Origin of the sequence: Bradyrhizobium canariense (genome assembly GCF_018130465.1) — a bacterium.
GTDB lineage: Bacteria > Pseudomonadota > Alphaproteobacteria > Rhizobiales > Xanthobacteraceae > Bradyrhizobium > Bradyrhizobium canariense_C.
On sequence record NZ_JAFCKJ010000001.1, the window covers coordinates 666218 to 688149 of the forward strand.

Consider the following 21932-nt stretch of genomic DNA (forward strand, 5'->3'; position numbering starts at 1 on the left):
TCCGTCAGAGCCGCTTGATCGCGGTGACCTCACTGCCGGCTTGCTTGATCCTTGCGATTGCCGGCTCGACCGGCTCGATCACCGTTGCCATATGATGCGCATTGGCGTGAACCATGGTGCTGCCATCGCGGACGATGGCGACATGCCCCTTCCAGAAAATGAGATCGCCGCGCAGCAAGCTGCTCTGCTCATGCGGCTCCAGCGCGCGGCCGAGCCCGGCCTGCTGCATGTCGCTGTCGCGCGGGCAGCCGATGCCCGCCGATGTCAGCGAGACCTGGACGAGGCCGGAGCAATCGATGCCAAGGCTGCTTTTGCCACCCCAGAGATAGGGCGTGCCGACGAAACGCTCGGCGACTGCGACGAAATCCGGCTCGCGATGACCAAGCGGGGCGAGATGGGCCCTGGGCAGATATTGTCCGTCGCGCGTCACGGCGAAGCTGCCGTCCTCGCGCGCGACCGCGACCTTCGATCCCATCATCAGCGTGTCTACCGGCGGCAGCTTGATCGAGGGACCGGGGAAGACAAAGGTTCGTAGCGCACTGACCATGTGGGTCGGGGCGGCCGAGGGCTTCATGAGCGCTGCATCCGGCAGCCAGCCGACATAGCCGTCACCGGAAAGCTGACCCCATGCCCAGCCTTCGCCGTTGCGGTCGTAGACCGTGACGCGCTCGCCGCGCAACGCTTGTGTCATCAGCATCGCGTTCGACGACGGTTGCTCGCGCACGGGCGCGATCGCCTCGAATATCTCGAACTCCTCGCCCGTGACGAAGCGATCCGCCTGCACCTTGCCTTCGAGATATTTCGCGGCGAGGTCGCCCCGCGCCGGTGTCAGCCGCGGATCTCGTCCAGGATCATGCATAGCGCTCGCTCAGCAATGTGTAGATCGCGCGCGCGGCCTGGCACTCACCGCCCTCGGGGCGGGCGGGCTTCGCCGACGGCGTCCAGCCGTAGATGTCGACATGCAGCCAGCTTTTGGCCTGTTCGACGAAGCGTTGCAGGAATAGCGCGCAAATGATCGAGCCGGCAAAGCCGCCGGACGGTGCGTTGGTGATGGTGGCCGTCTTGGAGTCCAGCCACGCATCGTAAGGCGGCCACAGCGGCATGCGCCACAACGGATCGTTCTCCTTCACCGCGCATCGTGCGACGTCGGCGGCTAGCGTCTCATCATTGGTGTAAAAGGGCGGTAAATCCGGCCCCAGTGCGACGCGTGCCGCTCCCGTCAACGTGCCGAGATCGATCAGCAGGTCCGGCTTTTCCTCGTCCGCCAGCGCCAGCGCGTCGGCGAGCACCAGCCGCCCCTCCGCGTCCGTATTGCCGATCTCGACCGTGATGCCCTTGCGCGAGGTGAAGATGTCGAGCGGGCGGAAGGCATTGCCCGCGACCGCGTTCTCCACGGCCGGAATTAGCACGCGCAGCCGCACCTTGAGCTTCGCATCCATCACCATGCGCGCCAGCGCCAGCACGTTGGCGGCGCCGCCCATGTCCTTCTTCATGATCAGCATGCCGCTCGAAGGCTTCAGGTCGAGCCCGCCGGTGTCGAAGCAGACGCCCTTGCCGACCAGCGTCACCTTGGGATGAGCGGGGTCGCCCCAGCCGATGTCGATCAGCCGCGGCGCGCGGTCCGAGGCCATGCCGACGGCGTGGATCAGCGGGAAATTCGTCTTCAAGTCATCACCGATGGTGCAGGCAAAGCTTGCACCGAATTCGGCGGCGAGATCTTGCGCTGCTACGGCCAGCTCCTCCGGCCCCATGTCGTTGGCCGGCGTGTTGATGAGATCGCGCGCCAGCATCGCAGCGTCCGCCATGCGGGTGATCTCGGCCGCGTCGACGCCGTCGGGCGGCACGAGGCGGACCTCGGGGCGATCCGCCTGGCGGTACCGGGCGAAGCGGTAGCTGCCGAGCGCGAAGGCGAGTGCGGCCAGCCGTGCATCGTGCGGTGCATTGGCGAAGCGATAGATGCCCGGCGGCAGCAGGCCGGGCAGGGCGCCCGGTCGGAACAGGTCGCGCGATCTTGCACCTTCGTCCTCGAGGCCGAACAGCACTTGCGCGATCGCGCCATCGGGCGCGGGCAGTGCGAGATAGCCGCCCGGCTTTGCGGTAAAGGCGCTTGCCGTGGCGAACCGGCGTTGCGCCGCCGGTAGCCACTCGGCGACCTGATCCCAGCTCGACTTGGTGACGAAGGTGATCGGGATGGCGGTGGGCGACGTCTCGAAGACAGAAGGCATTGGCGGGTCCGGATCGTCAGATCGAGCGGGTCATACGAACGGACGAGATTTCGCAGAGTTTCGCCGCCGCTGCAATCAGCTTTGCTGCCATCGTTCAGTGATCCGCTACTCGCAGCAAAGCGGCCATGCTAGGTTCCGGCAACGGCCGTCAGGTGCGGATATCTCCCGCGGCCGACGACAAGGCCGGCCGGGAGGAAATGCAATGGAATTTGTGTGGAGCGTGGTCACATTCATCGGCCAGGCGGTCGAGGCGATTTTTGGCTATGTCGAGCATCATCATTGGATATTCGCGTTCCTTGCCGGCGGTTACGTCTTCTATCTCCACGACCGCTCCGTTCACGCGCGGTTCGATGCACTTGACAAGCGCATTGACGAAATCCGCAAGCGGCTCGCCATCGAATATTGATCGGGTGAGCGAAACCATCATCGGGCAGGCCGCGTATCTCATGCTGAGAACTGCCGTTCACGCGAGCGCGACCGCAGGGCTTTACTAGCGCTGCGGTTGTGGCATTATTGACCAATATTTTAGATTGTGTCGTGCGTTTCTGCACGCAGCGAGCGCAGCAACGGGGCATGCGGTCGATTCTTCCCCTGGCTCATCATGGCTCGGGTTGATACCGGACGGAACCTGATCGTCGAAGGCATTTCTCTCATCGTTTGGGCGGCGCAGCATTCGCAAATAAGCGACGCAAAATGGATAGATCGTTCGTCATCGTACAGATTTCCGACCTGCATCTGGACGGGTCGGGTCGGCTGCTTGCGACGATCGAGACGCTCACTGCCGCAATTCGCGAGAGGATGGCGGACTTCGCGGATATTCCCGATCGCATCCTGCTGATCACGGGCGATCTCGTGGACGACCCGACGCCGCGTGCGCTCGACGAAGCGCTCGCCGTCATTGCGTCCTTCCGGCAGACCGGATTGTTCACCGACATCCAGGCAATTGCCGGCAATCACGACGTCAAGCGTCCGAGCCAGCGTGCAGGCCGTCACGACGTCTATGATTACCTGCATTTGCCGCGGACCTCGAAGAGCGTCTACTACCGTCAGGCCGGCCTCGATCTGGTGCTGCTGGATTCCAACCGCGCGAGCCTCACGACGCTCGCGAGCGGCAACATCGACCAGAGCGCCTATAACGTCATGGTTTCGGATTCCGCGCGGCTGAGCGTCGAGCTCGCGGGCAGCCTTGGGTCGGCCGGCCGCGCCGATTATGCCGAGCCGGCGGAAAACCTGGTGCGCGTGCTGGCGCTGCACCATCATCCACTGCCGCAGGCGACCGGAGAGGGAAAGCGGTTTCTCGGCGTGCCCGACGAACCGCTGATGTATCTCGCCGCGCCCGCGACCTTCCTCGAAGCGGCGACGTCGCTCAACGTCGATCTGGTTCTGCACGGACACCGACATGTCGAAGGGCTGACACGCTATTCGATCCCCGATCCGCGCGCCACGTCGAGCGAGGGCGCTGAAGCATTCTGGCGCACGATCTACGTCTTGTCCTGTCCGTCGTCGACCGGGCAGGCCGGTGACGATGCCGGCTTCAATCTCATCCATTTCGGCCCGATCTCCCATGCCGGCCGCACCGGGTATCGCTTCGCGATCGCCCGCTACTCACGTCCGCGCAACGATGGTGTCTTCAGACCGCTCGATTCCAACCTGCCGCACGGCGTCGTCAGGCTGCCGGCCGGGCGGGATTTTTCCCGTGACCCGGCCGTCCAGTCGGGCATCGAGATCGACGCATGCACGACGTTGAAACGGGATCAGGTCGCAGCATTCGCCAGCCGGCTCCTGCTGCGCCGCGCCTTCTATGCCGACGGCGAGGTGGATTGGGCCAATTTGTTCCACGTCTATCTCGTCACCTCTCACGCCTGGGCCGATCTCGAAAGCAAGTTCTTGAGGTCTGCGCGCAAGCATGACGTCGAGGCGGCGGCCGTGGTGACGTCGCTGCTGCGCCAATTGATAGAGCAATCGGCAAATGTGCTCGGCATCGACGACGTTCAGCTCGACGAGTTCCGCGCGAGGCGCCTGGTCAATCATGACGATCTTCGGCGCGAATTGCCGAGCGTGGCGCGCCCGGGCATCGATGTCGAGATCCAGGCGCGGCAACGACTGCAATTGCTGCGGGAACTGAACGAGCAGGCGAAGGCGCTCGGCCTCGATCCGGGGCTCGGTGGCAAGGTACCGCCGCAGGCGTTGCAGTGATGGGTGCGGGTCGGGGGCGTTAACCGGCCGTTAGGGTTAACAGTCTATTGCTGGCGCGTTCGGCTCGATCAATCGGCTCGAGAGTCAAAGCGTCATGCGTCATCGGTTCAGTCTTGCCCGGCTTCTTGCGTCCACCTCGCTGGTCGCGGCGGTGGCCATGGGCCTCGGCGGCTGCACGGCGATGTCGAAACTCTCCGACGTCACGGGCTCGGTCGGACCGCGGGCGGAAGCCACCCCCACCGATCCCGCACGCGCCGCCGAAGTCTATGGCGAGCGCTATCGTGCCAATCCCAAGGACGCCGACGCGGCGCTCGCCTACGGCCAGGCCTTGCGCGCCAACGGCCAGCGCGCCCAGGCCGCCGCCGTGCTCGAGCAGGCGACCATCGCCAATCCCGGCAACAAGGCGCTGATGGCCCAATACGGCCGCGCGCTCTCCGACAACGGAAATTTCCAGCAAGCCTTCGACGTGCTGTCGAAGTCGCATTCGCCCGACAACCCGGATTGGCGCCTGCTCTCGGTGCAGGGGACCGCGCTCGATCAGATGGGCCGTCACGAGGAAGCGCGCTCCTATTATGCGAGCGCGCTCAAGATAGCGCCAGGCGATCCCGGCGTGCTCTCCAATCTCGGCCTGTCCTACATGTTGTCGAGAGACCTGCCGAAGGCCGAGGACGCGCTGCGGCAGGCCTATGCCTCGCCGCGCGCAAGCGCGCGGGTGCGGCAGAATCTCGGTCTGGTCGTCGGTCTCCAGGGCCGCTTCGCCGAAGCCGAGACCATCGTGAAGGCAGACCTGCCGCCGGACCAGGCTGCGGCCAATGTCGCCTATCTCAAGGAAATGCTGACCCGCAGCGACGTCACGCGGCGTGCGCCGAAGCGGACTCCGGTCGCCTCGCTCGGCCAGCCCGACTGATCAGACGTGATCTTCCAGTCTTGAAGGCGCCCGCGGACCGCGCGCGGTCCGAGTCTCACGTCATTGCATCTCGCTGATCTTGATGCCGGTCGGTCCGAGAATGACGACGAACAGCACCGGCAGAAAGAACAGGATCATCGGCACCGTCAGCTTCGGCGGCAGCGCGGCGGCCTTCTTCTCGGCTTCGTTCATGCGCATATCGCGGTTTTCCTGCGCCATCACTCGCAGGGATTGGCCGAGCGGGGTGCCGTAACGCTCCGCCTGCTGGAGCGCGAGACATACCGACTTGACGCCCTCGAGGCCGGTGCGCCGCGCGAGGTTCTCATAGGCGACCTTGCGATCCTGCAAATAGGACAGTTCGGCCGTGGTCAGGGTGAACTCCTCCGACAGCGCGATCGACTGGCCCACGATTTCGACCGCGACCTTCCGGAACGCCATCTCGACCGACATGCCGGATTCGATGCAGATCAGGAGCAGGTCGAGCGCATCGGGAAAGGCGCGCTTGATCGAGAGTTGGCGCTTGGAGATCGCGTTCCTGAGGAACAGCATCGGCGCCTGAAGTCCGAGATAGGCCGCACCGACGCAGATGCCGATCTTGATCGGCATCGACTGCTCCATATGCGCGATCAGGAACACGTAGACGACCGAGCCGACGAACAGCACGAGCGGGGCCACCAGGCGGGCAAACAGGAAGGTGATGTAGGGCGCGTGGCCTCGATAGCCCGCCATGATGAGCTTGTCCCGCGCAGCTTCCTGCGCGAGCCATTTGGTCAGGTTGAAGTCATCGACGACCTTCGAGACGAGCTGCTTCGGCGTCTGGCGCAGCGAGACTTTTTCGCTCTTGTGGAGGCGCTCGCGCTCGCGCTGCCGGATGCGCTCACGTTCGTTCGCCACCGCCTTCATGCGCTTGGAAAGGCCCTCGCCGGCGAGCAGCGGCATCACCAGCGTATAGACGGTGGCGCTGGCGGCGACGGCCGCCAGCAGCATCGTCATGAAGTGGACGTCGTGAAGTTTCGCAACGAGGAACTCTACCATAAGGCACCATCAGAAGTCGAAGTTGATCATCTTCTTCATCACCATGATGCCGATCGACATCCAGACGACGCAGCCGACCAGCATGAGCTGGCCGGTGGGATGAGTCCAAAGCATCGAGATATAGCCGGGCGTCGTGAGGTAGACGAGGAACATCACGATCGGCGGCAGCGAGCCGATGATGCCGGCCGAGGCCTTGGCTTCCATCGACATCGCCTGGATCTTCTCTTTCATCTTCTTGCGGTCGCGCAGCACCTTGGAGAGGTTGCCGAGCGCTTCGGAGAGGTTGCCGCCCGACTTCTGCTGGATCGAGATGACGATGCCGAAGAAGTTGGCCTCGGGCAGCGGCATGCGATCGTAGAGTCGCGTGCAGGCCTCGCCGAGCGGCATGCCGACCGCCTGCGTCTCGATGATGGACAGAAACTCGGAGCGCAGCGGCTCTGGCGCGTCGGCGGCGACGACCTTGATCGATTCGAACAGCGGCAGGCCCGCCTTGATGCCGCGGACGATCACGTCGACCGCGTCGGGCAGAGCCTTCAGGAATTTGGCTTCGCGGCGCTTCTTCAGAAAGCCCAGCGCCCAGCGTGGCAGACCGAGGCCGCCGGCAAAGGCAAGGCCGGCGGCGCCGAGCAGCCCGCCGCCGACGAACAAGGCTACTGCGAACAGCACGCCCGCCACGACGGCGGACACGATCCAGAATTTCTGCGGCGCCCAGTCGAGGCCGGCCTGCGAGAGGCGGACACTGAGCGGGACGCTCTTCTCCTGCAGGCGCCGCGCCTCGAGATCCTTGAGGGAGGTCTCGACCTGCTCACGGCGGGAGCGCTGCGTCTTCTCGGCCGCGCGGGCCGTGGGCGCCTCCGCGCGCGAGATCGAGGCACGGCGGCTCTCCGCCTTCCGTTCCCCGGACAGCATTGGATAAAGGAAGACCCAAGCGAGGCCGCCGACGGCGGCGGTGGCGAGGAAGCTGAGGGCAAGGACTTGCATGTTCATGGCTGTGCGGACCTGCTCACGTCGGGGGAGCCACTTCCGCGGCATCGAGCGCCGCGGCAAGGCGCTTCTCTTCGCCGTAATAGCGGGCACGTTCCCAGAACTTCGGGCGGCCGATTCCGGTCGACCGGTGCCGGCCGATGATCTTGCCGTTGGCATCCTCGCCGATCATGTCGTAGAGGAAGACGTCCTGGGTGATGATGGTGTCGCCTTCCATGCCCATCACCTCGGTGATGTGGGTGATGCGGCGCGAACCGTCGCGCAGGCGCGCGGCCTGGACGATGACGTCGATCGAGGCGCAGATCATCTCGCGGATTGTTCGCGAAGGAAGCGAAAAGCCGCCCATCGTGATCATGGATTCGCAGCGCGATAGCGCCTCGCGCGGATTGTTGGCGTGCAGCGTGCCCATCGAGCCGTCATGGCCGGTGTTCATGGCCTGGAGCAGGTCGAACGCCTCGGGTCCGCGGACTTCGCCGACGATGATGCGTTCGGGACGCATACGCAGGCAGTTGCGCACCAGCTCGCGCATGGTGACCTGGCCCTCGCCCTCGATGTTGGGCGGGCGGGTTTCCAGTCGCACCACGTGCGGTTGCTGGAGCTGAAGTTCGGCGGCGTCTTCGCAGGTGATGACGCGCTCGTCGTGCTCGATGTAGTTGGTCAGGCAGTTGAGCAACGTGGTCTTGCCCGAGCCGGTACCGCCGGAGATCAGCACGTTGCAGCGGACGCGGCCGATGATCTGGAGAATTTCCGCGCCTTCCGGCGAGATTGCGCCGAACTTGACGAGCTGATCGAGCGTCAGCTTGTCCTTCTTGAATTTTCGGATGGTGAGCGTGGGGCCGTCGATCGACAGCGGGGGCACGATGGCGTTGACGCGGGAGCCGTCGGCCAGGCGCGCGTCGCAGATCGGCGAGGATTCGTCGACGCGCCGGCCGACCTGGCTGACGATGCGCTGGCAGATGTTGAGGAGCTGCTGGTTGTCGCGGAAACGGATGCCGGTGCGCTGAATCTTGCCGGCGACCTCGATGTAGACGGTGTTGGCGCCGTTGACCATGATGTCCGCGATGTCGTCGCGCGACAACAGCGGCTCCAGCGGACCGTAGCCGAGGACGTCATTGCAGATGTCGTCGAGCAGCTCTTCCTGCTCGGCGATCGACATCACGATGTTCTTGATCGCGATGATCTCGTTGACGATGTCGCGGATTTCCTCGCGCGCGGACTCGGAATCGAGCTTGGCTAGCTGGGCGAGGTCGATGGCCTCGATCAGCGCGCCGAAGATGGTCGCCTTGACCTCGTAATAATTGTCCGAGCGGCGGGCTTCCATGGTCGGCGCAGGCTTCGCCGGGGCAAGCGGCGGCGAGGCGACTGCCGGTGGCGGCGGCGCGCGCGACACGGCGGGCGCCGGAGCCTGGGCAGGCTCTGGCGACACGGCGCCGGGCTTCAGGGCCCGTGGGTCGGTGTCTGTTCCGCTACGCTTACCGAACACTTAACAACTCCACGCGGGGACTTATTTTCCCCGCAACTTCTCAATCAGGGGTGAAAGCAAGGACGATTTTTGCTTCTTCGTCTCGCTGCGGCCGGTCAGGCGTTGGGCGATCTGAAGGAACATCTCGATCGACTTATGGTTGGCCGAGATCTCTGCGATCATCTGGCCGTTATTGGCCGCCGAGCCGAAGGTCTGCGGCTCGAACGGGATCGAGACGACCGGCTGGCTCTCGATCGCCTTGGCGAACTCCGCCGCGGCGATTTCGGGCCGTTTCGGCACGCCGACCTGGTTCAGGCAGTAGAGCGGCGGCCGGTCGTTGGGGCGCGCAGCCTTCAGGAGATCGAACAGGTTCTTGGTGTTGCGCAAATTGGCGAGGTCGGGCGACGCCACGATCAGGATGTCGTCCGCTCCGATCAAGGCGCGTTTGGTCCAGCCCAACCATTGGTGCGGAACGTCGAGCACGATACAGGGCATGGTGGAGCGCAGCGTGTCGAACACGGCATCGAAGGCGTCGGTGCCGAAATCATAGACCCGGTCGAGCGTCGCCGGCGCCGCCAGCAGGCTGAGGTGGTCGGTGCATTTCGACAGCAGTCGGTCGATGAAGGCGGTATCGACGCGATCGGGCGAGAACACGGCGTCGGCAATACCCTGCGGCGGATCCTGGTTATAGTCGAGCCCGGCAGTGCCGAAGGCGAGGTCGAGGTCGGCGACGACCGCGTCCATCGCGAGATCGCGGGCGATCGCCCAGGCCACGTTGTGGGCGATGGTTGACGCGCCGACGCCGCCCTTGGCGCCGACCACGGCGATGATGCGGCCGACGGCCTTGGCTTCCGGCGCCGAGAACAGGTTGCAGATCGAGCGCACGACGTCGATCGCGCCGACCGGCGCAAGCACGTAATCGCTGACGCCGCGGCGCACCAGCTCGCGGTAGAGCGTGACGTCGTTGATGCGACCGATCACGACCACGCGGGTGCCGGCGTCGCAGACGGTCGCGAGATGGTCGAGCCCGCCCAGGAGGTCGTTGCGGCCGTCGCTTTCGAGCACGATCACGTTCGGCGTGGGTGCCGAGCGGTATGCTTCGACCGCAGCCGCCATGCCGCCCATCTGGATCTTCAGATGGGCCTTGCCGAGACGGCGATCTTCGCCGGCCGACTGCACGGCGGCCGCCGTTTCCACGGTCTCGCAGAAAGCCTGGACGGAAACGCGCGGCGAAGGCGCAATATGCTCCTCGATCGGCGGGAGAGATGCTTCAGACTGCTCTTCTTGGGGCTGGCGGGCGTAGCTGATCATTTGCCGGTGTCGCTGAGTTTGGCCCTGTCGGCCTCTGGATAGGCGACCGCCGTCGGCATTCCCTTGCGATACTTCTCGAACGCGGCAGTGCGCCGCGCCGTGTAGGACGGCGTTTCGGGCCGCGGCTGCTCGAGATCCGACGGATTGTCGACCATCGCCGCGAGGTTGCGCTGATAGGCGCAGCCGTAATTGTAATAGTCCTTGTTCTCGAACCAGCTCTTGTTCTTGATCGAAGGGCCGATGTCTTCCGGCCACAGGCCGCAGGGACCCGCGACCGCGGCGATCTTGGAATAGGTGAGCCGGATCGGCGGCAGGAAGCGCTTGTCTTCCGGCTGGTAAGAGCGGGCGCTGACGCCGCGCGGCGGAACGCCCGCCGCCGACAGCATCGCCTGGATTTCACGCATGGTGTCCGCGACCGGACGCGCGTTGGGCGTGCCGGACGGTACGTCGATCCGGATCGCGCCGGTGCCTTCGTGCAGCCAGGCCGACGCGACACCCATCACGTCGGCGCGCTGGGCGGCGGTCAAGCCGCCGCGGGCATGGCCGACGAAGACGACGATGGAGCGATTCTGCTCCTCGATCGCGATCGGATGGCGCTGCTTGTAGTCGTCGGGAATGGAGGCCGTGACCGCTTCGTCGTGCTGGCAGCCGCCAAGAGCGAGCGCCATGCCGACGAGTGCGCCACCGAGGTGGATGGCGCGCCTGCGAATCTGGGGTGGGCTAGTGATCTTCATGAAGTCCCCGTTCCGCCTCAGTCGGTGATGAAGCCGTAGGTGCCGCGGTAGTTCTTGGCCGGTTCGGTCCGGCCTGGCACGCCGTAGATGCGGTTGATGTTGCCGAGCAGCTCGGCCTGCGGATCCGCAGGCGCGGAGAAGCCATCATCCGGCCGCGACAGGTCCTTTTGCGCAACTGCGCGAACGATATAGGGCGTCACGATCACGACCAGCTCGGTCGCGTTGTTGACGAAGTCGCGGCTGCGGAACAGCGTGCCGAGGACCGGAAGCTGCATCAGACCCGGCAGTCCGCTGACCGCCTGCTTGGTCTGCTGCTGGATCAGGCCGGCCATCGCCATCGCGCCGCCGGAGGGAATTTCCAGCGAGGTCTCTGCGCGGCGGGTCTTGATCGAGGGCACCGTGAGCGAGTTGACCGAGGTCGAGGTCACGGCCTGGGACAGTGTGATCGCGTTTTCGTTTGAGAGCTCAGAGACCTCGGTCATCACCCGCAGGCTGATCTTGCCCTCGGTGAGAACGACGGGGGTGAAGTTGAGCGAGATGCCGAACTTCTTGAAGCTGATCTGGGTGGTACAGACATGCGTGGTCGGGTCGCACGCATAGCCCGCAGGCACCGGGAATTCACCGCCGGCGATGAACGTTGCCGATTCACCGGAGATCGCGGTCAGGTTCGGTTCGGCCAGGGTCCGGATCACGCCCGCGGTCTCCATCGCACGCAGGGTGGCCTGCACCGACGGGGTCGCGCCGAACTTCGTGGTCAGGTTGTTGCCGTCGACGAGATTGTGGCCGAGAGCCGTGAACGGATTGGAGTTGCTGAAGCTGACGACCGAGGTGCCGTAGTTGAGGTTGGCGGTGAGGTCGATTCCGAGCTGCTTGACGATGCTGCGCTGGACTTCCGCGACGGTCACCTTGAGCATGACCTGGTCGCGGCCGCGGACCACGATCGAGTTCACGACCTTCTCGGGGCCGCCGGCAAGGCGCGCGGCGAGGTCGTTGGCCTGCTGGGCCTCGGCCGGATTCGCGGCCGAACCGGTCAGGATGATACCGTCGCCGAGCCCGTCGATCTGGATGTCTGAATTCGGCAGGACCTGCTTCAGCGCGGCCCGCACGCCGTTGAGGTCGCGCTTGACCGCGATGTCATAGGCCGCAATCTGCTGGCCGGCGGAATCGAAGAACACGATGTTGGTCTGGCCGATCGAGGCGCCGATGATGTAGGCGCGCTGCGCCGAGCGAACGACCGCATTGGCGATCTTCGGATCAGCAACCAGCACGTCCTTGATGTCGCGCGGAAGGTCGATCACGATCGACTTGCCGACGCCGAGCGAGAGGAATCGCGCGTTCATCTGACCATCGGCCGCAGCCTGCGCCACAGGGCGATAGTCGGCGGCGACCGCGGGGGTCAGCACCGGGTTGAGCGCGAGCGCGACGGCAGCCGAAAACGACAGGGCTCGGACCACAGAGGTTCGCATCGTCGCCAAATTCGCCCCGCATTTCATATCGACAGTCCTCATCGTGCCTTCGCCGTCGAGCTTGGGATACCGTAGCGAATGATCGAAATGCCATCGCGCTTCTGCGCGGAGTCATCGAGCGTGATCTCGCTCAGCTTGACGTCGACGATGCTGCGCAGCGCCAGCGACAGCGTGCCGCTCTGGCGCGCGGCGGAGAGCGTCGCGGTCTGCGCGGGGTTGAGTTCGAGGGTGACGGTCTTGCCGACCACCGCGTTCTGGCCGTCCTTCTCCTTGGGCGCCTGGTCGATGGCCAGGACGCGGATATTGGCCAGGATGATCTCGGACGTGACGACGTCAGGGGCGCCGCTGCTCTGGTCCGGGTTCTTGAGACGGCGCGTCAGAAGCACGTCGACGCGGTCGTTGGGCAGGATGAAGCCGCCTGCGCCGGTCTCCGGCGAGATCTCGGTCGAGATCGCCCGCATGCCGGTGGGCAGGATTGCCGCCATGAAGCCGGAGCCTTCGGCCTTGACCAGCTTCTGGTCGCGGATCGGCTCACCCTGGATGAAGGGGGCGCGTGCGATCGAGCCGGTGACCTGGGTTACCCCCTCGGGGCGCTCGGTGCGGCGGATGAAGGTGGCGCTGGCGGTCGCGGTCGGCCAGGTCTGCCATTGCACGTCTTCCGGCTTGACGGTCTGGCCGAGGCCGATGTCGTTCTTGGCGACCAGGACGTCGACGGTCGGAAGCTGCGCGACCGGAGCCGGAGGCGGCGCAGAATTGTCTGAGCCGCTCGCCAGATACGCGGCGACACCGCCGGCGCAGATGGCGACCGTCAGGACGACAATGCGTGCCCTATTCATACGCTTCACTTTCCAACAAACGCCGCGACGCTGACGCCGCCGTAATCGGCAGTTGACCAGCTATTCGTCAAAGCATGGTTAATGAGGCGTATCTAAATCGCGTTAACGCCGGGTTTACCCGATGCGTTCAGCGCAATGCGAGGTGAGCGAGGTCGATCGCCTTCACCCATTCGGTCTCCGGGTAGACCATCAGCGCGCTCAGTGCGAGCGCGATGCCGTAGGGAATGCCGCTCTCCTTGGCGTGCAGCCGCGCAAGCCAGGCCTGGCCCGCCAGCCCGTAAGGCAGCGGCCACTGCCGGAACTGGAGCAGGAGCAGCGTCAGCGCCCCGCCGAACAGCGAGGCGTAGAGCAGGAAGTTCATCAGTTGCGCGAACCCGAACCAGAGCGCGACGGAGGCCGCGACCTTGGCATCGCCGCCGCCGACCCAGCCCATCGCAAAACAGGTGAAGGCCACGACCAGGACAAGCGCGCCGGCGCCGACATGGCTCAGCATCTCATAAGGTGCCATGCCACCGGCGAGAGCGAGCGCGAAAAAGCCGGCGACCAGCGCCAGCGATACGCGGTTCGAGATCGTCATGGTGAAGAGATCGCTCGCGGCGGCAAACGCCATCAGGGCAGGGAAGAGCAGAAGGCGCGCAAGGTCGAGGATCATGGGCTGCGTCTTAAGGCCTGGGTTTGCCGCGGAGCTGGCGTCGCCGGATGCTACCCGGCAGTGCTAAACAAACCGAAAACGGCGGCAGCGGTCTCGCGGAGCGGAACCAGCCGAAAGTGTGCTCACCAGAAGATGGCGATGCGCGCGGCGAGCGCGACCGTCGCAAGCAGCAGCGCAAGGCAGACCCAGTAGGCCGGCGAGCCGTTCTGCGCCGTCTCCGCCTCGTTCGCCGCGACCGCGGCATCGGTTCTGTACTTGCTCAACGCCACTGGAACTCGCCGTCTAAAAAACAAAGGCCCCGGAGGTCCGGGGCTTTTGCCGTCGTTGGTCGGTCGCTTACTTCAGCGAGGTGCTGATCGAGGTGAACTTGGCGTTCAGCGTGGTGCCGAGATTGTTGACGACGGTGATGATGGCCAGCGCGATGCCGGCGGCGATCAGGCCGTATTCGATGGCGGTGGCGCCGGATTCATCCTTCGCGAAACGCGCAATCAGGTTCTTCATGAACAAAACTCCATCTGGGGTGGGATCGCCTCGTTCGGCGTTGTGCATTGACGCGATGACCATGAGATCCGAGCTCTTTCGGTAGAGTTAATTCGATCGGGCAAACCCGATTGCCGCTGGCCAGAGTGAATTTCGCCTTAAGGCGCCAGCTGCAATTCATTCCGGTTCCGGATGTGCAGCAAGCGCAGCACCGGCTTCATCGTCCCTTAAATCTAGGGGAGTACGCGTAGGCGGGACCAGCAATTCGCAAGAGAGGCGACGATGTCGAGCCTGCCCATGGAAGTCGCCCTGATGCTCGGCGAGACCATCGCGAAGGTGATCCCAACGACCTTCGCGCTCGCGGTGGTCTTCACCGTGCTCGAGCACGTGTGGGCCTGCAATCCCGGCGTGCCCTGGTGGCGCAAGCGGGAGATCGTCACGGACATCTGCTACTGGTTTGTCGTTCCGGTGTTCGCACGCGTCACGCGGATCGGACTTCTTATTGTTGGCGCGAGCTTCGTCTTCAACATCCATGATGCCGACGAACTCATCGCCTTCTACGACAACGGTCACGGTCCGCTGTCGCTATTGCCGCTCTGGGTCCAGGCCGCGCTGTTCCTGGTCCTGTCCGATTTCATGCTGTACTGGCTGCACCGGCTGTTCCACGGCGGCGGGTTCTGGAAGTACCACGCGATCCATCACTCCTCGGAGGAGATAAGCTGGATTTCGGCGGCCCGCTTCCATCCCGTCAATCTCGTGCTCGGCACGATCGCGGTCGACGTCGTGCTGCTGATGGCCGGCATTTCGCCGAACGCCATGGTCTGGCTCGCCCCGTTCACGACCTTCCATTCGGCCTTCGTGCACGCCAATCTGAACTGGACCTTCGGGCCGTTCAAATATTTGCTGGCGACACCGGTATTCCACCGCTGGCATCACACCTCGCTCGAAGAGGGCGGCGACACCAATTTTGCCGGCACGTTCCCGATCTGGGACGTGCTGTTCGGCACCTTCCGCATGCCGGAGGGGCAACTGCCGCAGGACTACGGCAAGGACGAAGCCACCATGCCGAAGGAGATCGCAGGGCAGCTTGCCTATCCGTTCCGCCGCTAGGGTCTTTGGGGTTGCAGAAACGCCAGTCCGTTCAAACAATAGTCGGTGAGTTTGCGGAACGTTCACGAATTGAGGGCAGGTTAGCCGGGTCGGGCACCGGCTCGGCTGTTATCTGGATCGCTTCTGCCGGTTTGTGACGTCCCGGGGGTAAGAGTATGCGTAAACAACTGCTGCGCCGTCATGCGCGCGTCTGTCTTCTGGTTGCGGCCGCGGTGCTGGCATCGCCGGCCGCCGGCGTTGCCGAGTCGGCCGATACCATCGCCGTCAATGTCGATCAGGCCAAGCTGGTGCGGCTGCCCGGCAAGGTGGCGACCATCGTGGTCGGCAATCCCATGATCGCGGACGTCACGCTCCAGCCCGGCGGCATGATCATCGTGACCGGAAAGGGCTATGGCGCCACCAATTTCATCGCGCTCGATCGGGGCGGCGAGATCCTGGTCGACCGCCAGATCCAGGTCGAAGGCCCGAGCGACCGGCTCGTCACCGTCTATCGCGGGATCGATCGCGAGTCCTACAGCTGCATGCCGCTTTGCCAGCGCCGCGTGACGCTCGGCGACAGCGACGCCTACTTCAACAACACCATGAGCCAGGCCGGTTCGTTGAGCAACACGGCCAGCGGCAGTGCCGGTGCGGGCGCCAAGACTAACTGAAGACTAACTGAAGACTAACTGAAGACTAACTAACGACGAACCAAAGACGAATGAGCAAGATCGATTGGCGGGTTTGTCCGGATAGGATCATCCCGCCAGGACACACGCGCGTGCGGATGAGTTTCTCTCTCCGTGTCCTCGTCTTCATGCCCTGAGTCGCTCGCGGTTAACGCGCCCTTAACGGCCCGGGCCGCCGGGGGCGGATAGCCTGAAACACTTATACAATCAGTTTCCGCTATTGAACGTGGCAGATGATCGCTGCTGCTGGGGAATTTGATGCCATCGCCTGCACCTACGAGGTTCACGCTCCTCGCCACGCTGCGCCGGTTTCGCGGCAGCCGCCGCGGCTCCGCAGCCGTCGAGTTCGCGCTCGTCGCGCCGATGTTCTTCGCGCTGCTGTTCGCCATCATCGAGTCGGCGCTGATGTTCTTCGCCAGCCAGGTGCTCGAGAGCGTCACGCAGAATTCTGCGCGCGTGTTGCTGACCGGGCAGGCCCAAACCGGTACGCTGACGGCCTGCGCGGTGTCCGGCGTGAGCACGCCCTGCTCGCAAACGACGTTCAAGGCTTACGTCTGCAGCCAGATCCCGGCGCTCTTTGATTGCAGCAAGCTCTATGTCGACGTCGTGAGCACAAGCTCCTTCGGAGCACTAAGCCTCACCAGCTATGGCGATTCCTGCAGCTTCAACCCAACCGGCGTGCAGTACGGTGCCGGGACCGCCGGCCAGGTCGTCGTGGTGCGGCTGTTCTATCAGTGGCCGCTCTTCGTCACCGGCCTCGGCTTCAACATGGGCTGCAGCAACAAGCGGCTGCTGGTGGCGACCGCAGCCTTCAAGAATGAACCTTTCTGAGACAGATGGATCCGAGTGGACCGATGCAGGCGATTGCGAATATCTGGAGGAATGCCCGTAGCTCCGTGCGCGACTTCGTCGCCGACAGGCGCGCGATCGCGGCGACCGAATTCGCGGTCATCGTGCCGCTGATGCTGGTGATGTTCTTCGGCACCGTCGAATTTTCATCGGCCGTGGCAATCGATCGCAAAGTCACAATGATTGCACGGACCCTGTCCGATTTGACGTCGCAGTCAACGACGCTCGCCGATAGCGACATGCAGGACACGTTCACGGCAAGCATATCGATCATCATGCCTTACGACGCTACGCTCGTGAACGGCACGGTTGTTCAGATCTATATCAACTCAAGCAGCGTCGCCAAGATTCAATGGAGCAAGTCCGCCACCATTGCCAACGGCGCGACGCAGGCCACGCTGGCGGCTCCGCCCACGGCTCTGGCAGCTGGTACCACGGTCACCTCGATGATTCCGTCTGCGCTCCTGATCCCGTCGACCTACCTCATCTTCAGCCAGGCGAGTTACCTTTACACGCCTTCCGTCAAATTCGTCCTGAAGTCGGGCATAACGCTGAGCGATGTCTCCTACACGCGGCCGCGCCAGGTCACCTGCGTTCCTTACAACGGTGTACCGTCGTCGTGCTGAAATCTGCGAGCAGGTCCTGGAGCGTTTTCGAGCGCAGTGGATGCCGGTTCGCGTCAAGAGAACGCGTCCAGACAAGAATCTAGGGCTTCGGTTCTGATATAATCAGAACCAGATAATGCTCTGGAATGAAAAAAGGCCGGGCGTCGCGCCCGGCCTTTTCTTTTGACTTGTTCGCTTGAGCCGATCGGGGCCGTAAGCGGTAGGCTCAGCCGGCGGAGCGGAGGTTGTCCGCTGCCGACTTGCCGGAACGGCGGTCGGCCACGATCTCGTAGGAGATCTTCTGACCTTCGCGCAGCGTGCCGAGGCCTGCACGCTCCACAGCGCTGATGTGGACGAACACGTCCTGGCCGCCATCGTCGGGCTGAATGAAGCCGAAGCCTTTGGTCGCGTTAAACCACTTCACGGTTCCCATGCTCATGGGGGTAGTCCCTTCTCAGATAACACAATGTCAGAGCCCGCTTGCGCGGACAGGTTAGATCGAATTTTTGGAAGGGTCGTCAGCGTGTCTGAACCGGCTGTACCGGTGGATGCTAATGTCGTCCGGCCGAAAATCGATTAATTCATTTTATTCGAAACAGAACCCCAAAACAATGCTGACGTGCACGATTTTTTGATCCGCCGTGATGTTCACGGCGGATCAGCATACAGGTCGGAATTTTAGGTCCGCGCTCGCGCGCTGAGCCCCGACTAGCGGCGGCGGAACTGGCCGCCGCGCTGTCCGGGACGCGGAGGTCCACCCATCCCGCTCGGACGTTCGTCCTTGTGGCGGAAAATCAGCCGGCCCTTTTCGAGGTCATAGGGCGACATTTCCACCGTCACGCGGTCGCCCGCCAGAGTCTTGATGCGGTTCTTCTTCATCTTGCCGGCGGTGTAGGCGACGATCTCGTGCCCGGCGTCGAGCTGCACGCGGTAGCGCGCGTCGGGGAGGATTTCGGTGACCAGTCCTTCGAACTGGATCAGCTCTTCCTTAGCCATGAATTTCTCCAGGTCGTGGACGGCTAGTGCGAATGGGGTTTGCGGCTCGGTTGGCCGTTCGGCCGACTCTCGCGGCGCAAAAAGGCAACGCCTTGTATCCCATCAGACGCCCCGGCGCTATGCGCGGAACGCTGTTCAGGACGGCCGTTTGGCGAAGAATGCGCCTTGCCGCCGGAGGGGCCGCGACGAGACGGCTTCGAAGCCTTCGGGCCACTGCCGGGCCGTCCGTCAACATGCCTGGTGTCGCCATGCCGTCCCTCGCCGGGCCTTCCGTCGCCCTGCTTGCCGGCACTGTGGTGACGCCCGTCAGCATGCCTTTCGTCGGCACGCCGCCCGTCGCCATGCCGTGCGCCTTGCGGACGCTGGCCCGGGCGGCCGGGCCGACCCTGGCGTTGCTGGGACGGGGGAGCACCCGCATCGCGGCGGCCGGCGTCTGTGCGATGATCCTCACGCGGCAGCGTCACTTTGATCAGCCGCTCGATGTCGCGGAGATAGCTGAGCTCCTCGCCGCCTGCGACCAGCGAGATCGCGGTGCCCTCGGCGCCCGCACGCGCGGTGCGGCCGATGCGATGCACATAGGTCTCCGGCACGTTGGGCAGGTCGAAATTGATGACGTGGGTGATGCCGTCGACATCGATGCCGCGGGCGGCGATATCGGTGGCGACCAGGGTGCGGATATCGCCGGAGCGGAACAGAGCGAGCGTCCGTTCGCGGTGGTTCTGCGACTTGTTGCCGTGGATGGCGCTGGCGGGGATGCCGGCCTTCTCAAGCGTCTTCACCACCTTGTCCGCGCCGTGCTTGGTGCGGGTGAAAACCAGTGCGCGGTTGACCTGCTCCTGTTTCAACAGCTGGGCGAGGAACGCCGGCTTCGCGGAGAAGTCGACCTGGATGATGCGCTGCTGGATGCGCTCCACGGTCGAGGAGACCGGGGTCACCGCAACGCGGGCGGGGTCGCGCAGCATGGCGTCGGCGAGCTCGGCGATGTCCTTCGGCATGGTGGCCGAGAAGAACAGCGTCTGCCGCTTGATCGGCAGCTTGGCGACGATTTTGCGGATGTCGTTGATGAAGCCCATGTCAAGCATGCGGTCGGCCTCGTCGAGCACGAGGAATTCGACGCTTCCAAGCTTCAGTCCGTTGCTCTGCACGAGGTCGAGCAAACGGCCGGGGGTGGCGACCAGCACCTCGACGCCCTGCATCAGCGAGCGGACCTGACGGCCCATCGGCACGCCGCCGATGGCGAGCGTCGAGGACAGGCGGATGTGGCGGCCATAGGCGTTGAAGCTGTCAAGGATCTGGCCGGACAGCTCGCGGGTCGGCGACAGCACCAGGACGCGGGTCGTCTTCGGCTGCGGCTTGATGCGATTCTCGAGCAGGCGGTGCAGGATCGGCAGCGCGAAGGACGCGGTCTTGCCGGTTCCGGTCTGGGCGATGCCGACGACGTCGCGGCCGGTCAGCGCGGTCGGAATCGTCTGGGCCTGGATGGGGGTGGGGGTGACGTAGTTCTCTTCGGTGAGAGCACGGGCGATGGGTTCGGCGAGGCCGAAATCCTGAAACGAAGTCAAAAGGTGGGTTCTTTCCATGTCAAAAGCGGGCGCCCAGCGCATTCGGCGCGGCGCGCGCAAAAGGGTGTCGAGAGGACACCTGCGTGTTTGGGGTGTCGGATGGCTTGATGGGATGGGGCAAGCCAGACGCCCGTAAGGGCTTAAGAACACGCGGCTCGCAACGGTCTCTTGATTCGCAAGAGGCCTCGGCTCCCATATGGAACATTCCGGGGGCGGTTTCAAGGCACGCCCACCACAAACGGCGATTGCGGTGCAGAAATAGTTATGCCGGAAATTTAGCCAGAGCGCAAACTTTGCTCAGAAAATAACCTGCTTGCCGCTTTCGCATACATTTGAATTGCTCAATGTTTAAGCAGATCGGTCGCGACGATACTTCGTTTTCCGTCGATTTTATAAACAAAACCAAAGGCTTGATAGGTGTCAAATCCATGGCACGGTTCTTGCGAATCCGTTAATCGCAGGCGGCCGTGGGGGCCGTTTCGCAGCGTTTTTCACGTCTGCGTCAGGGAGATGAGACACTCATGCATAGCAAATCCACTCACGATATAGCGGCTCGATTTAGCCGCCGTGGCGTTCTCGCCGCGACCGCCGGACTCATGCTCGGTCTGGCTTCCATTTCCGGTGCGAAGGCCGCGGACGACACCATCAAGGTCGGCGTGCTTCACTCCCTCTCCGGCACCATGGCCATCAGCGAAACCACGCTGAAGGACACCATCCTCTTCCTGATCGACGAGCAGAACAAAAAGGGCGGCGTGCTCGGCAAGAAGCTCGAGGCCGTTGTCGTCGACCCCGCCTCGGACTGGCCGCGGTTCGCCGAAAAGGCCCGCGAGCTGATCACCAAGGACAAGGTCGCGGTCGTGTTCGGCTGCTGGACCTCGGTGTCGCGCAAGTCGGTGCTCCCGGTGTTCAAGGAGCTGAACAACATCCTGTTCTACCCCGTGCAGTACGAGGGCGAAGAGTCCGAGCGTAACGTGTTCTACACGGGTGCTGCGCCGAACCAGCAGGCGATCCCCGCCGTCGACTATCTGATGAAGGACGAGAAGGTGAAGCGCTGGGTGCTCGCGGGCACCGACTACGTCTATCCGCGCACCACCAACAAGATCCTGGAAGCCTATCTGAAGTCGAAGGGTGTCGCCCAGGAAGACATCATGATCAACTACACGCCGTTCGGTCATTCCGACTGGCAGACGATCGTGGCCGACATCAAGAAGTTCGGCTCGGCCGGCAAGAAGACCGCGGTGGTCTCGACCATCAACGGCGACGCCAACGTTCCCTTCTACAAGGAGCTCGGCAACCAGGGCATCAAGGCGAAGGACATCCCGGTCGTCGCGTTCTCGGTGGGTGAGGAAGAACTCGCCGGTATCGACACCAAGCCGCTGCTCGGCCATCTCGCCGCCTGGAACTACTTCCAGTCGATCAAGTCACCGGAGAACGAGAAGTTCATCAAGGCGTGGCAGACCTACACCAAGAATCCGAAGCGCGTGACCAACGATCCCATGGAAGCGCACGTGATCGGCTTCGACATGTGGGTCAAGGCGGTCGAGAAGGTGAAGTCGACCGATCCGGACAAGGTGATCGATGCGCTCCCGGGCATCGAAGCCAAGAACCTGACCGGCGGCACCTCCAAGATGCTTCCGAACCATCACATCACCAAGCCGGTGTTCATTGGCGAAATCAAAGCCAACGGCCAGTTCGACGTGGTGTGGAAGACCCCGGGTCTTGTCGCGGGCGACGCCTGGTCGAAGGAGCTCGACGGCTCCAAGGACCTGATCGGCGACTGGGTCGGCAAGAAGTGCGGCAACTTCAACACCAAGACCAACAAGTGCCTCGGTTCGGGTTCCTGATGCGGATCTG

Annotated in this window: 23 protein-coding genes; 8 read left to right on the forward strand and 15 right to left on the reverse strand. The window is 63.8% G+C overall.

Annotation, left to right across the window (positions count from 1 at the left end; genetic code table 11):
• Positions 1–4 precede the first annotated feature (4 nt).
• A complete protein-coding gene (locus tag JQ591_RS02840) occupies positions 5–859 on the reverse strand; it encodes an NlpC/P60 family protein (RefSeq protein WP_211394531.1) in 855 nt (284 codons plus the stop codon).
• Positions 852–2225 (reverse strand): leucyl aminopeptidase family protein, encoded by a 1374-nt coding sequence (locus JQ591_RS02845; RefSeq protein ID WP_211394532.1) that lies wholly within the window; start codon positions 2223–2225, stop codon positions 852–854. Before JQ591_RS02845 ends, JQ591_RS02840 begins: the two co-directional genes overlap by 8 nt.
• A gap of 202 nt (positions 2226–2427) precedes the next feature.
• On the opposite strand from JQ591_RS02845, the gene JQ591_RS02850 reads away from it, so the two are divergent.
• The 3 genes from JQ591_RS02850 (at position 2428) to JQ591_RS02860 (ending at position 5328) form a co-directional block, all read left to right on the forward strand.
• Positions 2428–2631: a hypothetical protein gene (locus tag JQ591_RS02850; RefSeq protein ID WP_018454690.1), complete on the forward strand. Its 204-nt coding sequence runs from the start codon at positions 2428–2430 to the stop codon at positions 2629–2631.
• A 287-nt stretch (positions 2632–2918) separates the two neighbouring features.
• Positions 2919–4421, forward strand: coding sequence for a metallophosphoesterase family protein (locus tag JQ591_RS02855; protein WP_211394533.1), 1503 nt, complete (start codon positions 2919–2921; stop codon positions 4419–4421).
• Positions 4422–4515: 94 nt separating this feature from the next.
• Positions 4516–5328: a tetratricopeptide repeat protein gene (locus JQ591_RS02860; protein WP_211394534.1), complete on the forward strand. Its 813-nt coding sequence runs from the start codon at positions 4516–4518 to the stop codon at positions 5326–5328.
• Between the two features lie 60 nt (positions 5329–5388).
• Here the strand turns inward: JQ591_RS02860 and JQ591_RS02865 are convergent, their stop codons facing one another.
• From JQ591_RS02865 to JQ591_RS02910, 10 genes are all read right to left on the reverse strand, one after another.
• Positions 5389–6363 (reverse strand): type II secretion system F family protein, encoded by a 975-nt coding sequence (locus JQ591_RS02865; RefSeq protein ID WP_211394535.1) that lies wholly within the window; start codon positions 6361–6363, stop codon positions 5389–5391.
• A 9-nt stretch (positions 6364–6372) separates the two neighbouring features.
• Positions 6373–7350, reverse strand: coding sequence for a type II secretion system F family protein (locus JQ591_RS02870; RefSeq protein WP_211394536.1), 978 nt, complete (start codon positions 7348–7350; stop codon positions 6373–6375).
• A 16-nt stretch (positions 7351–7366) separates the two neighbouring features.
• The gene (locus JQ591_RS02875; RefSeq protein WP_211394537.1) at positions 7367–8830 is read right to left on the reverse strand and encodes a CpaF family protein; all 1464 of its coding nucleotides are present in this window, start codon (positions 8828–8830) and stop codon (positions 7367–7369) included.
• A 21-nt stretch (positions 8831–8851) separates the two neighbouring features.
• The gene (locus JQ591_RS02880) at positions 8852–10120 is read right to left on the reverse strand and encodes an AAA family ATPase (RefSeq protein WP_211394538.1); all 1269 of its coding nucleotides are present in this window, start codon (positions 10118–10120) and stop codon (positions 8852–8854) included.
• Positions 10117–10854, reverse strand: a complete 738-nt coding sequence (locus JQ591_RS02885; protein ID WP_211394539.1) for a CpaD family pilus assembly protein — start codon at positions 10852–10854, stop codon at positions 10117–10119. The genes JQ591_RS02880 and JQ591_RS02885 overlap by 4 nt, the downstream gene beginning before the upstream one ends.
• Positions 10855–10871: 17 nt before the next feature.
• Complete coding sequence (locus JQ591_RS02890) at positions 10872–12347, reverse strand: type II and III secretion system protein family protein (RefSeq protein WP_211394804.1); 1476 nt, start codon at positions 12345–12347, stop codon at positions 10872–10874.
• An 11-nt stretch (positions 12348–12358) separates the two neighbouring features.
• Positions 12359–13156: a Flp pilus assembly protein CpaB gene (gene cpaB, locus JQ591_RS02895; RefSeq protein ID WP_211394540.1), complete on the reverse strand. Its 798-nt coding sequence runs from the start codon at positions 13154–13156 to the stop codon at positions 12359–12361.
• A gap of 127 nt (positions 13157–13283) precedes the next feature.
• Positions 13284–13808, reverse strand: a complete 525-nt coding sequence (locus JQ591_RS02900) for an A24 family peptidase (RefSeq protein WP_211394541.1) — start codon at positions 13806–13808, stop codon at positions 13284–13286.
• A gap of 122 nt (positions 13809–13930) precedes the next feature.
• Complete coding sequence (locus JQ591_RS02905) at positions 13931–14071, reverse strand: hypothetical protein (RefSeq protein WP_211394814.1); 141 nt, start codon at positions 14069–14071, stop codon at positions 13931–13933.
• Between the two features lie 73 nt (positions 14072–14144).
• Positions 14145–14309, reverse strand: coding sequence for a Flp family type IVb pilin (locus tag JQ591_RS02910; RefSeq protein WP_106941836.1), 165 nt, complete (start codon positions 14307–14309; stop codon positions 14145–14147).
• A 261-nt stretch (positions 14310–14570) separates the two neighbouring features.
• On the opposite strand from JQ591_RS02910, the gene JQ591_RS02915 reads away from it, so the two are divergent.
• The 4 genes from JQ591_RS02915 (at position 14571) to JQ591_RS02930 (ending at position 17541) form a co-directional block, all read left to right on the forward strand.
• Positions 14571–15398 carry a sterol desaturase family protein gene (locus JQ591_RS02915; protein ID WP_211394542.1) on the forward strand — a complete coding sequence of 276 codons (828 nt, stop codon included), beginning with the start codon at positions 14571–14573 and terminating at the stop codon, positions 15396–15398.
• Positions 15399–15553: 155 nt separating this feature from the next.
• Positions 15554–16048 (forward strand): pilus assembly protein N-terminal domain-containing protein, encoded by a 495-nt coding sequence (locus JQ591_RS02920; RefSeq protein ID WP_211394543.1) that lies wholly within the window; start codon positions 15554–15556, stop codon positions 16046–16048.
• 276 nt (positions 16049–16324) lie between these two features.
• Positions 16325–16897, forward strand: a complete 573-nt coding sequence (locus JQ591_RS02925) for a TadE/TadG family type IV pilus assembly protein (protein ID WP_211394544.1) — start codon at positions 16325–16327, stop codon at positions 16895–16897.
• 23 nt (positions 16898–16920) lie between these two features.
• Positions 16921–17541: a TadE/TadG family type IV pilus assembly protein gene (locus tag JQ591_RS02930; protein WP_249136362.1), complete on the forward strand. Its 621-nt coding sequence runs from the start codon at positions 16921–16923 to the stop codon at positions 17539–17541.
• Positions 17542–17746: 205 nt separating this feature from the next.
• Here the strand turns inward: JQ591_RS02930 and JQ591_RS02935 are convergent, their stop codons facing one another.
• The 3 genes from JQ591_RS02935 to JQ591_RS02945 form a co-directional block, all read right to left on the reverse strand.
• Positions 17747–17959, reverse strand: coding sequence for a cold-shock protein (locus JQ591_RS02935; RefSeq protein WP_007599788.1), 213 nt, complete (start codon positions 17957–17959; stop codon positions 17747–17749).
• A gap of 269 nt (positions 17960–18228) precedes the next feature.
• Positions 18229–18516, reverse strand: coding sequence for a translation initiation factor IF-1 (gene infA / locus JQ591_RS02940; protein WP_007599789.1), 288 nt, complete (start codon positions 18514–18516; stop codon positions 18229–18231).
• A 23-nt stretch (positions 18517–18539) separates the two neighbouring features.
• Positions 18540–20120: a DEAD/DEAH box helicase gene (locus tag JQ591_RS02945; RefSeq protein WP_211394546.1), complete on the reverse strand. Its 1581-nt coding sequence runs from the start codon at positions 20118–20120 to the stop codon at positions 18540–18542.
• 479 nt (positions 20121–20599) lie between these two features.
• Between JQ591_RS02945 and urtA the strand changes: the two genes are divergently transcribed.
• On the forward strand, positions 20600–21922 hold the full coding sequence (urtA, locus tag JQ591_RS02950) for an urea ABC transporter substrate-binding protein (RefSeq protein WP_211394547.1): 1323 nt from the start codon (positions 20600–20602) through the stop codon (positions 21920–21922).
• Positions 21923–21932: the final 10 nt, after the last annotated feature.